The sequence below is a fragment of the Actinomadura sp. J1-007 genome (assembly GCF_009793335.1).
In the GTDB taxonomy this organism is placed as follows: domain Bacteria; phylum Actinomycetota; class Actinomycetes; order Streptosporangiales; family Streptosporangiaceae; genus Spirillospora; species Spirillospora yumaensis.
In genome coordinates this window covers 5,201,681-5,213,399 of the sequence record NZ_WING01000001.1, presented here as the reverse complement: position 1 = coordinate 5,213,399, position 11,719 = coordinate 5,201,681, and the positions used below count along the sequence as shown (strand labels likewise).

Annotated in this window: 10 protein-coding genes and 1 pseudogene; 3 read left to right on the top strand and 8 right to left on the bottom strand. The window is 75.8% G+C overall.

The window, feature by feature from the left end:
- Positions 1–39: 39 nt before the first annotated feature.
- Positions 40–1,125, top strand: coding sequence for a hypothetical protein (locus GEV43_RS23700; RefSeq protein ID WP_160822570.1), 1,086 nt, complete (start codon positions 40–42; stop codon positions 1,123–1,125).
- A gap of 60 nt (positions 1,126–1,185) precedes the next feature.
- Here the strand turns inward: GEV43_RS23700 and GEV43_RS50850 are convergent.
- The 4 genes and pseudogenes from GEV43_RS50850 to GEV43_RS23680 form a co-directional block, all read right to left on the bottom strand.
- Positions 1,186–2,162 (bottom strand): annotated as a pseudogene (locus GEV43_RS50850) (LLM class flavin-dependent oxidoreductase).
- 4 nt (positions 2,163–2,166) lie between these two features.
- Complete coding sequence (locus tag GEV43_RS23690) at positions 2,167–3,246, bottom strand: NAD/NADP octopine/nopaline dehydrogenase family protein (RefSeq protein ID WP_160822568.1); 1,080 nt, start codon at positions 3,244–3,246, stop codon at positions 2,167–2,169.
- A gap of 199 nt (positions 3,247–3,445) precedes the next feature.
- Positions 3,446–3,880: a hypothetical protein gene (locus GEV43_RS23685; RefSeq protein ID WP_160822567.1), complete on the bottom strand. Its 435-nt coding sequence runs from the start codon at positions 3,878–3,880 to the stop codon at positions 3,446–3,448.
- Between the two features lie 2 nt (positions 3,881–3,882).
- The gene (locus GEV43_RS23680; protein ID WP_160822566.1) at positions 3,883–4,104 is read right to left on the bottom strand and encodes a phosphatidylethanolamine-binding protein; all 222 of its coding nucleotides are present in this window, start codon (positions 4,102–4,104) and stop codon (positions 3,883–3,885) included.
- A 616-nt stretch (positions 4,105–4,720) separates the two neighbouring features.
- Between GEV43_RS23680 and GEV43_RS23675 the strand changes: the two genes are divergently transcribed.
- Positions 4,721–5,137, top strand: coding sequence for a helix-turn-helix transcriptional regulator (locus GEV43_RS23675; RefSeq protein ID WP_241683018.1), 417 nt, complete (start codon positions 4,721–4,723; stop codon positions 5,135–5,137).
- A gap of 28 nt (positions 5,138–5,165) precedes the next feature.
- Here GEV43_RS23675 and GEV43_RS23670 read toward each other — a convergent pair whose 3' ends face one another.
- On the bottom strand, positions 5,166–6,122 hold the full coding sequence (locus tag GEV43_RS23670; protein ID WP_160822565.1) for an alpha/beta hydrolase: 957 nt from the start codon (positions 6,120–6,122) through the stop codon (positions 5,166–5,168).
- 504 nt (positions 6,123–6,626) lie between these two features.
- Positions 6,627–8,525 (bottom strand): glycoside hydrolase family 3 N-terminal domain-containing protein, encoded by a 1,899-nt coding sequence (locus tag GEV43_RS23665; RefSeq protein ID WP_309239804.1) that lies wholly within the window; start codon positions 8,523–8,525, stop codon positions 6,627–6,629.
- Between the two features lie 327 nt (positions 8,526–8,852).
- On the opposite strand from GEV43_RS23665, the gene GEV43_RS23660 reads away from it, so the two are divergent.
- On the top strand, positions 8,853–9,812 hold the full coding sequence (locus GEV43_RS23660) for a DUF5954 family protein (RefSeq protein ID WP_160822564.1): 960 nt from the start codon (positions 8,853–8,855) through the stop codon (positions 9,810–9,812).
- On the opposite strand, the gene GEV43_RS23655 is transcribed toward GEV43_RS23660, so the two are convergent.
- Both GEV43_RS23655 and GEV43_RS23650 read right to left on the bottom strand, forming a co-directional pair.
- Entirely contained in the window at positions 9,788–11,029 is a 1,242-nt protein-coding gene (locus GEV43_RS23655) for a cell wall metabolism sensor histidine kinase WalK (RefSeq protein WP_160822563.1), read from the bottom strand. The genes GEV43_RS23660 and GEV43_RS23655 overlap by 25 nt on opposite strands.
- Positions 11,026–11,718 carry a response regulator transcription factor gene (locus GEV43_RS23650; RefSeq protein ID WP_206681250.1) on the bottom strand — a complete coding sequence of 231 codons (693 nt, stop codon included), beginning with the start codon at positions 11,716–11,718 and terminating at the stop codon, positions 11,026–11,028. The genes GEV43_RS23655 and GEV43_RS23650 overlap by 4 nt, the downstream gene beginning before the upstream one ends.
- Position 11,719: the final 1 nt, after the last annotated feature.

The following is an 11,719-nucleotide window of genomic DNA, read 5'->3' as shown; positions in this document are numbered from 1 at the left end:
CTCCCGGCTCGGCTCCGAGCCCCCACCCGAGGAGCGCTCATGGGTGCGGTCGTTCTCGCCAGCGTGGCGCCGGTGGCCTACGTCACCGGGTTCGCCATCTTCAAGACCACCGCGGGCAGGATGCCGCGGCTGACCGGTTCGCGTCCCTTCCACACCACCCGGCACCTGGCCCTGGACCCCGTCTGGCTCCTGGGCATGATCACCATCGTGGCCGGGCTGGTCACGCAGAGCCTGGTCCTGACCGATCTGCCCGTCCGGGTCGTCGTCCCCATGTACGGGCCGGTGCTCGCCGTCCTGCTGCTGGTGTCGATCGCCAACTTCGGCGAACGCGTCCAGAAGGGGGAGCGGCGCGCGCTCGCCGTGCTGCTGCTGGCACTGCTCGCCCTCGCCGCGGCGGGCGGCCTGCTGTCGGACGGCGGCCCGCCGGACACCGCCGGGCCGTGGGACGCGTCGCCGCCGCTGTGGAAGCTCGCGGTGCTCGTCGGGCCGTCGGTGCTGATCCCGCTCTGGCTGTTCACCGTCCGGGACGAGCCGATGGACGGCCGGCACGCCCGGCAGGTCACCGGCGTGGCGTTCGGCCTCGGCGCCGGCGTCCTCGTCGGGTGCGCCGAGAGCTCGGGCGCGAGCATCGCCCACCTCGTCCGCGACCGCCCGCGCCAGTGGGACCTGCTGCTGGCCTCGCCGCACCCCTACATCGTGGTCGGCACCGGCCTGCTCGGGCTCGGCCTCGCGCAGATCGGGCTCCAGCGGTGCCGGCTGTCGGTGGTGGTCGTCGTGCTCGCGGTCGGGTCCAAGGCGTCGCTGTGGCTCACCGGGATCATGGTGTACGGGCAGCCCTGGCCGCAGTCGCCCGGCAAGTTCCTGCTGTCGGCGGTCGGCCTCGTCCTCGCCGTCGCGTCGGTCCTGCTGGTCCCCCGGCACGAGCCGGAGGAGCCCGCGGCCGAGCCCGCCGAGCCTCCGCGGGACGAGCCGCGCGCCCGTCCCGCCGGCCTCCCGGCCGCCGCCCCCATCAACCTCAACCCCGCCGGCGCGCCCCGCCCCCGCCGCCTCGGACCGCAGCCGCCCCCCGTCCTGCGCCGTCCGGGCGACCTCCGGTCCCCCGCGTCCGACCGCCGCCCGCACTGAGCCCGCGCCCGTCCCCGCCGGGCCGGGCGCGGCGGGGACGGGCGCGGCGGGCGCGGCGGGTCAGCGGCCGTTGATCGCCTCGCCGATGATCTCCAGGGCGAGGGCGGTGTCGGGGCCGAGCTGCCCGGAGAACGACACGGCGGTGATCCCGGCGGCCTCCAGGCGGTCCAGGCCCGCGCGCAGGTCGCCCGCGTCGCCCGCGGCCATGAACAGGTCGAGGGTGCGGTCGCTGATCTCCGCGAGCCGTTCGGTGGCGCCGTCCCGCTTGGCGGCGAGCGCGGCCTCGCGCTCGGACTCCGGCACCCCGTGGAACGCCAGCGGCGCGCCGAGCGCGGGCAGGAACGTGGCGAGCAGCGCGCGGGCCTCGCGCCGCGCCAGCTCCCGGTCGGGGTGCACGAACGTCCAGTTCTCCGCGACGAACTGCGCCTCGCCGGGCGCGCGCCCGGCCTCCTTCGCGCCCGCCTCCATGTGCTCCTTGAGCAGGCCGGCGTAGCCGGGGTGCCACTGCGCGGCGGCGCGCAGCCCGTCGCAGTGCGCCCCCGCGAGCCGCGCGCCCTTCGGGCCGAGCGCCCCAGGTACACCGGGACGCGGCGGCCGGTGCCGAAGTGCAGCCGGGCGTCCTTGCGGAGCTGGAACACCTCGCCCTCGTACGGCCCGCTCCCGCCGCCGACCAGCGCGCGGACGACGTCCACGGCCTCGCGCAGCCCGGCGAGGCTCGCCGGATTCTCCTGCCCCACCATCTCGTACATCGAGCCGCGCCCGAGGCCGAGCACCGCGCGGCCCCCGGACAGCTCGTCCAGGTGCGCGAGGTTGGCGGCGATCTGCACCGGGTGGCTGAGGTACGGGTGCGTGACGTTCGGGCCGATCAGCACCCGGGAGGTGGCGCGGGCCATGTCGCACAGGACGGGCCACACCGGGCGGCGGAACAGCACGTCGTGCAGGGAGACGTCCTCGAAGCCGAGCTCCTCGGCCCGCGCGGCGAGCGCCGGGTAGGCGTCGATCGGCAGGTTCCCGTGCAGTTGCAGGAAGTACTCCATGGTCCTATCCCTCTCGTACGGCGGGGGCGGGGGCGGGCGCGCCGTCGCGCGCGGTGCGGCGGATCTCGTCGAGGTCGCCCGTGCCGAGCTCGCCCGTCACGCGCGCGACGTCCAGCAGGTCCTCGCCCAGCGCCGTGCCGAGCAGCGTGAGGATCGCCGTCCCGGTCGGGGCGGGGACGCCCGCCAGGCGGGCGAGCGCGACGTTCAGCACCAGGCCCCGGCGGACGTCCTCGTGCACGTAGCGGTGGTCGAGGCCGACCGTCTCCCGCCACAGGCCCGACGCGAGCAGCCGCGCCTTCGCGTCCGGCGGGTACATGGAGGTGTCACGTTCCAGGTAGTAGTCCTCCAGCGGCCAGTGCGGGGCGGGCAGGCCGAGGGCGGCGCGCAGCGCGAGCCGTTCGGCGTCGAGCGCGGAGGTCGTCTTCAGCACGGCGGGCGAGGAGCCGTCGGCGTGGATGTCGAACCGTTCGGCCAGCGTCTGGATCGCGCCGAGGTTGTGCGCGATCAGCGGCGGGTGGATGACCGGGCCCCAGTTGGCGAGCGCCGCGTCGAGCCCGTCGGAGACGCGCACCGCCTCCGGGTAGGCGTCGGCGAACCGCGCGTGCGCCGCGTCCGCCGCCGGGCCGGCGCCGGGGATGCTCCCCACCGGCAGCCTGCTCGACGTGACGGGGATGTCGACCTCGCCGGGCGCGGTGACCCGCGTGAGGTACGGCAGCGTGCCGGTCTCCAGGAAGACGGCGTCCGGCCGCAGCCGCGACCCGTGCCAGGTGCCGAACGTGCCGGGGGTGAACGCGACCGCCTGGCCGGGCGCGAGGACGGGCGCGAGCGCCGCGAGCAGGTCCGGCTGCGCGGACGCGGGCACCGGCGCGAGGACGAGCCCGCTGCCCTCCACGGCCGCCGCCAGGTCGTGCGTGGCCATCGCGGCGGTGACCCGCCCCACCCGGTCGTGCGTCCGGTACCGCAGCCGACCGCCCGGCGGGAACGCGGCGGCGCGCCGCCACCATCGCACCTCGTGCCCGCGCAGGGTGAGGTCGGCGACGGCGGCGTGCGCGCCGTTCCCGCCGCCGAGGACTGTCACGATCACCGCGGGCCCTCCATTTCCTTGATCACGCCCGCCATCCTCTCGCGCCGTCCCCGCCCGCACCGACGATCACGAAAAACCGGTGCCCAACGGACACCGAACGCGCGAGTGAACGAACACGAGCAAAGCGTGACCAAAGCCGCGCCTCAGCCGCCGTCCGTCGCGGCGGACGGCGGCTGAGGCGGGCGGACGGCCGCGGCCGTCAGGTGCCGGTGACGCCGCGCCCCGGCCGCGGGGACCGGTCGTCCGCGGACGGCGCGGGTCCCGCCTGCGTGGGCGCGGCGGGGGCGGCCGACGCGGACTGCGCCGCCTCCGCCCGCGTCACCGCCTGCGCCGCCTCGGCCTGCGCGGCGGTCTGCACCGCGTGGGTCCGCACCACCTCGGCCTGCGCGGCCTCCAAGCGCGCGGCGTCCGCCCTGGCGGCGGCGGCGCGGCGCTCCGCCCCGCTCTCCTCCCAGTGGCCGACGTCGTCCCCGGCGACCCGTCCGACGAACGTCCCGCTCGGCGTCGTGCCGGTGGTGCAGTGCTGGTCGGGGTAGTCCGGGTTCGGCTCGCCCCCCTCGGCGCGGGACCAGGCCACCACCTGGTCGAGCGGCACGTCGTCCTCCGGCCCGTTGCGGTTGAAGAAGATCCCCATCGTCACCGTCCCGGCCGGCCGGCGCGTCGTGCGGCCGGCGTGCGTTCGCCCTTCGGGCCTTCGGCCCGTTCGCCCGCCTTGCGCGGCCGGCGGTGCTCGTCCCGCTGGAGTTCCCTGTTGGCCTGCTCGCCTGCTGCGGCGTCCGTCGCGACGCCGTCGTCCTCGATGCGCCTGCGGGTCCTGGCGCGCTCGATGTCGTACTTGTGGCTTCCCGGACGAGGCATTTCCCGTTCTCCTTTCGACTCGTCCGCGGGGAGGCACCCCGTGGACGCGCGGAAGGGCCTGAGTGCGGCCTCCTGAGGGCGGGCTTCCAGAGTCGGGACTCCCCGGCCCGCGGGCCGCCCGAATCCGCTCGGATACCCGCCGCCGGAGGCGCCATGCGAGCCGCGCTCGCCAGGCGCGTAATTTCTTCGTCTGTCATTTCCTCCCGGCCCGCCACGTGCGTCGCGGCGGCCGCGGTGGCTCGGGACGCACGTGGCGATCCGCGAGGCCGGTCCGCAGGTGATCCGGGCCGGTTGACCGTCCCGCGGCGGCCGGGAAGGTAAAGAGTGGGGCGATCCGGTCGGGCGGCCGTCCCGGCCCGGGGCCCCCGGGGCAAGGGTCGGCGGCGCGGCGCACGTCCGGCCCGGCGGTTCTCCCGCTGATCGCCCGGGGTTCCCATCCGTGAACGGGGAAGCTTAAGATGGCCGCACTTGACTACGGAGAGTAATTATCTTTAACTGCGCGGTCGCCGCGACGGCCGCGCACGGTTCCGGCGAACGGGGAGCGGCTGACATGGGAGCTACGGAGACCCCGGGCGGGGCCGACGACGCGCGACCCCCGGCGGAGGGGCGTCGGGCCATGGCCGCGACGGTGCACACGCTGGTCCGCGAGGCCGACCACCACCTGACCCGGCTGCACCAGATCGTGGAGCACCTGCAAAGCCTGCTGGACCTCTACCCGCCCGTGCCGTCGCAGCGCCCCGGCGGCGCCGCGTTCGACACCCGTCCGCCCGCCGACGGCGACTCCCCGCCCGGCGCGCGGCCACCGTTCGGCTCCCGGGTCCAGCCGCGGCTGACCGACCGCGAGCAGCAGGTCCTCGCGCTGCTGGTGCGCGGCTCGTCCAACCGGCACATCGCGCGGGCGCTGGAGATCTCCGAGCCGACGGTCAAGAACCACCTGCGCTCGGTGTTCCAGAAGCTCGACGTGGCCGACCGCACCCAGGCCATCGCCAAGGTCCTCGGCGGCCGCGACCCGCGCGCGGACCGGCCCGGCTGAGCCCCTGGGGCCGGTCCGCGCGCGGGCGTCAGGACGGCGGCAGGCGCTCCCTGATCCAGTCGCCGAGCTCCGTGAAGACCAGGTCGCGGGGGTTCTCGGGCGACAGCACGAGATCGTGCACGCCGCCGTCGATGCGCACCAGCGCGACGTCCCGGCCGAGGCGCGGCGCCCAGCGGGCGATGTGGTCCACGTTCAGCACCGCGTCCCCGGCGGTCGCGTCGGCGTCCTCGTCGGACGGGTCCACGCTGCGCGCCGACGCCATCACCAGCACGGGCACCTCGATCGACAGCCCCTCGTGCACGCGCTTCTGCGCGCGCCGTACGGCCGCCAGCCACGCGGCCCGCGTCGGGAAGCCGGCGAGCGGCTTCCAGGCGAGGTCGAAGTCCCATTCCCCGGTGCCGCCGCGGTGGATGCTGCGGACGTACCGGTCGGACTGGGCGAGCGGCAGCCGGGCGCCCGGCGCCGACCGGCGCAGCAGGCGGGCGGCGGCGACGTACGCCCAGCGCGGCACCGCCCGCAGGGGGAGGTCCAGGGCGGGGCTGTTCAGGAAGAGGCCGTCGATCAGCCCCTTGCCGCGGAACCGGTCGGCCCACAGGGCGGCGGTCAGACCGCCGGTGCCATGGCCGCTGAGCAGCAGCACCCGGTGCCCGTCCACCTCGCGGACGAGCCGTACCGCCTCCCCGATCTCGGCGAAGTACTCGGTGAGGTCGCCGACGAGATTGGGGGTCTGGTGGGGCCGCAGCGAACGGCCGTTCTTGCGCAGGTCGAGCGCGTAGAAGTCGTACCCGTGCCCGACGTAGAAATCGGCCATGTGGCTCTGGAAGAAATAGTCGGAGAAGCCGTGCAGATAAAGCACGGCCCGCGGGGACGAATTCGCGATGGAACGCCGGACGAGAGTGGCGGTGACCTCGCCCTCGAAATCACTTCCGAGGAACAGTCCGATCGCCTCGTAGCCGTCTCCGAGCACGTCAGCCGTCACGTTCATCAGCACGCTCCGCGCGAGGTCGGTCCAACGGTGGTCTCAGGGCGTACGCCGAACTCCGCTCCGCCGCGCCGCGGGCTCCCGCGGCCGCGCCGCGGGCTCGCGCCGCCGCGCCGCGCGCACGGCCCGCCACCGCTTCGTCGCCGGGCCCGGCCGCCGCGCGCTCTCGCCGTCCAGGCTAAATCGGCGGCCCTTTCCGGACCATGGACCCATGGGACCGGCCCGCCCCGCATGAGCCGGACGGACCGGTCCGAATAACGCATTGTCCGCCAACGCTCCAGGGGAGAGAATGAAGGGAATGCCCCCCGCCCTCCACGTTCCCGGAGCCACCGCCGCATCATTCGGAGACGCCGCCGCGCAGGGCGGAGACGCCCGCGCGGGACGAGGACGCCGCCGCGCGGGAGCGGACCCGCCGCGCGTCGTTTCGTCGGGGACGGCGCGCGGCGGCACTGGGGAACGCCGCACCAGACGCCGGGACCGGTCCCGGTCCTGACGCCGCGCCGTGCGTCAGGACCGGGGACGGGTCGTCAGGCCGTGGCCGTACGGGAAGAGCGGGTCGTAGTGCTCGTCGCCCACGTTGATGGGCTCCTGGGCCTCGCTGCGCGGCCACGTCACCGGGAGCCGCCCGCGGAACGGGCGCTTGCCGAACAGCACGTCCGCCACGCCCGCGCCCTCGCTGCCCGGCAGCCACGACATCACGAACGCGTCCATCTTCGGGAGCAGGCCCGTGACGATCTGCGGGCGGCCGGCGACGTCGAGGACGACGCAGGTCCGCACCGCGCCGCAGACGCGGTCGATGTTGGCGCGGTCGGCGGCGGACGGTTCGAGCGTGTGCCCGTTGCCGACGTCCCCGACGCCCTCGGCGTACGGGGTCTCGCCGATCACGACCACGCCGGCGTCGTGGCCCGCCGTGGGCGCCGACGCGTCCGCGCTGTACGTCACGTCCGCCGCGTTCCGCCGGATGCCCTGGAGGATCGTCGTGCCGGGGATGGTCGCGCCCGAACCGCCCTGCCAGGTCACGGTCCAGCCGCCCGCCTGGTTGCCGAGGTCGTCGGCGTTCGCCCCGGCGACGTAGATCCGCTGGGACGGCTTGAGCGGCAGCGCGCGCCGGTCGTTCTTCAGCAGCACCTGCGACTCGGCGACCGCGCGGCGCGCGACGGCCCGGTGCGCGGCCGACCCGATCGAGCCCGCGCGGGAACGGTCGGTGTACGGGCGCTCGAACAGGCCGAGCTGGAACTTGGCCCGCAGGATCCGCCCGACCGCGTCGTCGATCCGGCTCGTCGGGATCCGCCCGGCCCGTACCTCCGCGACCAGCGTCCGCACGAACTGCGGCGCGCTGTAGGGCTCCATGAACATGTCGATCCCGGCGTTCACCGCCGTGCGCACCTGCACCGCGTAGTCGCCCGGGAGCTGGTGGATCGCCTCCCAGTCGCTGACCAGGAAGCCGGGGAAGCCGATCCGCCTCTTGAGCACGTCGGTCAGCAACTCCTTGTGCGCGCTCATCTTGACGGGGTTCCCGACGCCGTCCTCCGTCCAGTCGACGCTGGAGAACGACGGCATGATGCTGCCCACCCGCTCCTCGCGCACGGCCGCGACGTACGGCGCGAGGTCGATCCGCGCGAACGTCCTGCGGTCGGTGACGGTCACGCCCTGGTCGATCGTGTACGTCCCGGTCGTCGAGGACCCGAACCGCGTGTCGCCGTCGCCCGCGTAGTGCTTGGCGGTCGCGAGGACGTGCCGCGTGTCGGCGAGGTTCCGTCCCTGGAAGCCCTCGATGCCCGTCCCCATCGCGGTGACGAGCCGCGGGTCCTCGCCGAAGCTCTCGTACGTGCGCCCCCATCGCACGTCCCGCGTGACGCACACGCACGGCGCGAACGTCCACTGGGGCCCGGTCGCGCGGGTCTCCATCGCCGTGATCCGCGCCGCCTCCCGCACCAGCCGCGGATCGCGCGTCGCGCCGAGCGCGATGTTGTGCGGGAAGACCGTCGCGCCGACGAGGTTGTTGTGGCCGTGCACCGAGTCCACCCCGTACAGCAACGGGATGCGCAGCCGCGTGGCGAGCGCCCGCGCCTGGTAGCCGTCCACCATGTCGGCCCACCCCTCCGGCGTGTTGGCCGCGGGCGTCGAGCCGCCCCCGGACAGCACCGACCCGAGGCCGAGCGCCGTGATCTGCCCCTGGTCGCCGTCCACCGCGCCCCGTTCGGCCTGGGCCATCTGCCCGGCCTTCTCCTCCAGCGTCATGCGCCCGAGCAGGTCCTTCACCCGCCCAGCCACCGGAACCCGCGAATCGAGGTAGGCCGCCGCCTCCGCCCGCGCAGGCGGCACGGACAGCAACGGCGCCGCCAGCGCGACCGCCACGAGCAGCGACCGCCGGGACCCGACGGTGAGGAGCCGAGAATGCGCCACGTGTCCCTCCCGGACGAGCTTGCGCCATCAGTCAGGACCGTCCCCCGCACCCAGACATCTGTCAAGAAACAGAACACCATCCCCCAAACCCCCCACCCCCTCCGCCCCACCCGCCCCCCACCCCCTGACCACACCCGGCCTCCCCGTCGGCGACGGGCCCGGGACGGGCGCGGCGGGCGCGGCGAAGCAGGGCCGGAGCGGGGGTGTGGGAGGGGGTGGGGTTTGAGGGGGTGGGGGGTTGTTGGTGGGGGTTTGGGGAGGTGGGATGGGGGGTCGATCTGCGGGTTTGCGGGGCGGGGCGGGTTCGGGTGTGGCGAGGATGGGGGCATGACGTTCCCGCTGATGCCCGGGTACGACCACATCAACCTGGTCGCCGACCTCGACCCCGTGGCGGCCGTGCGCGACGGGGAGATCGGGGAGCGGATCCGGGCCTACCCGAGACTCCTGCCCGCCGGGTCGCCCGACTTCGGGCACGCGGTGCAGTCGGGGAGCGAGTGGCGCATCGGGGGGATCGGCTCGTCCGATCCCTCGGCGGCGCGGTACGCGCTGGCGGTCGACCTGCGGATGGCGGCGGCGCGGCGGGAGGGGGAGCCGGAGGCGGCGCGGGCCATGCTGGCCGCGGCGGACCGGCTCGACCCCGAGGAGGGCGAGCAGCTCGCCAAGGACGAGTGGGAGATCGGCGACCTGCGCTACCGGGTGATCCGGGTCGAGCGGTTCACGCTGATCGGCGACCGCGTGATGGAGCCGCCGCGCCCGACGGACGGCGCGGAGCCCGTCGACCCGTTCCTGCGCGGGCACCTCATCGACCCGCGCGCGCCCGCGGGGCAGTGGGAGACGCAGCTCCGGCTGAACCTGGTCGGCCACCTGCCGAACCCCGGCACGGTGCCGGACATGGTGATGACCGAGGCGCGGCACGCGGTCCGCGCGCATCCGGGCGTGGTGCTGCTGCCGCCGACGTTCATGGTCGTCGAGGTCAGGGACGACGCGTGGAAGCCCATCACCGGCGGCGACGACCCGGAGGAGGCGCGCGAACGGCTCGCGACCCACTTCACCAGGGTGCTGCCGCGGCTGCGCGAGTTCGAGGGCGATCCGCCGTCCGGCGCCGAGCTCGCGGCGTGGGACGAGGCGGCGCGGCAGGTCGCGCACTCGACCGGGCACGTGATCATGGCGGGCGGGCGGGAGTTCCGCACCGTGCGGATCTCGCGGATGCTGCGGCTCGGGCGGGACGGCCCGGAGGCGCCGCGCCCGTCGGACCAGGAGCGCTACGGGTTGGGCGAGGCCGAGTAGCCGCGGGCCCGCGCGGCCGGGCGGGCGGGTCCGGGCGAGGCGGGGATGCGGACGGTGAACGCCGCGCCCGCGCCCGGACGCCCGTCGGCGGTGATCGTTCCGCCGTGGCCGGTGACGACCTCGCGGGCGAGCGCGAGGCCGAGCCCGTGGCCGCGGCCGACGGAGCGGGCGAAGAGGCGTTCGGCGTCGCGCGGGTCCAGGCCCGCGCCGTCGTCGCTGACGGTGAGCTCCACGGTGCGCGACGGCCCGCTGGCGAGGGTCACCCAGATGTGGCCGCCCGCGCCGGTGTTGCCGAGCGCGTTGTCGAGCAGCGCGGAGATCACCCGGCGCAGGGCCGTCTCGGCGCCGCGGACGACGCCGGGCCCGTTCCGCGTCACCTCGATCGTGACGCCGAGGGAACGGGCGCGGACGTGCTCGGCGGCGGCGAGCTCCTCGGCGAGCGCGGCGAGGTCGACCGCGGACGTCCGGCGGGGCCCGCGCAGCTGCGCCGAGACCAGCAGGTCGTCCACGACCTCGCCGAGCTGCCGGGTGCCCGCGACGAGCCGGTCCATCTCCTCGGTGACGGCGCCCGGGTCGGCGCCGCGGCGCAGCCGGCGTTCGACGAGTTCCGCGCGGGTGTGCAGGCGGGCGAGGGGCGTGCGCAGCTCGTGGCTGGCGTCGGCGACGAACCGGCGCTGCCTGGCGAGGGCCTCACCGAGCGGCGCGATCGCGCGCTGGGCGAGGATGCGGCCGACGAGCAGCGCGGCGAGGAGCCCGGCGAGCTCGGTGGCGACGAGCGTGCGGAGCAGCCGGCGGCGTTCGGCGGTCTGGTAGCGCAGGTCCATCGCGGCCTGGACGGTCGCGTCGCCGCGCCGTTCGGTGCGGACGAGGTAGAGGTGCCCGCCCGCGCGGGCGCGGGCGACGCGGGCGCCGCCGTCCGCGGCCCGGACGGACACCGCCGGGAGCGCGGCCGGAGCGCCGGGCGAACGGCGCACCGCGCCCGCGCGCACCTCGGACAGCCACACGCACGGCGGCGGGTGGCCGACGTCGGCGCCCCGCGTCGCGGCGGCGAGCTCGCGGCGGGCCGCCTCGTTCTGCCCGGCGCCGGTGACCGCGTACACCAGCCCGCCGGCGAGCGCGATGACCAGGGCGATCGCGCCGGTGAGCTGGAGGGTGACGGCGCGGCGGGCGCGCAGGACGAGGCGCCGCTCCGGGTCCCGCGCGCCGGGGCGGTTCACAGCCGGCCCACGCGGTAGCCGACGCCGCGGACGGTCCGCACGACGTCCGGGCCGAGCTTGCCCCGCAGGTAGTAGACGTAGGTGTCGACGATCGACTCGGTGCGGGCGCCGTCGAAGACGCCGCGCCGCAGCGACGCGCGGGTGTGCACGTGCCGGGGGCGGACGGCGAGCGCGCGCAGCAGCCGGCACTCGCGTCCCGACAGCGTGACGCTCTCGCCGGTCGGCAGCCGGACGATCCGCGCCTCGGCGTCGAGCCAGCCGTCGCCGAGCGGCAGCACCGCCGCGCGGTCGATGTTCCTGCGGTGCAGCGCCCGGACCCTGGCGAGCAGCTCGTCGAGGTCGAACGGCTTCGGCAGGTAGTCCTCGGCGCCCGCGTCGAGCCCGCGGACCCGTTCGGCGACGGCGCCGAACGCGGTGAGGACGAGCACGGGCGCGGTGACGGCCTGGGCGCGCAGCCTGCGCAGCAGGTCGAGGCCGTCGATCCCGGGCAGCCCGCGGTCCAGGACGATCACGTCGTGCCGGCGGGCCAGCCCGAGGTGCAGGCCCCGCTGGCCGTCCAGGGCCACCTCGACCGCGTAGCCCTGCCCGGCGAACACCTCGTCCAGCATCCCGGCGAGCTCGCGGTCGTCCTCGATGATCAGTAGCCGGCGGGACGCCCCCCGGTCCGCCGGACTCGATGTCACGGCCACG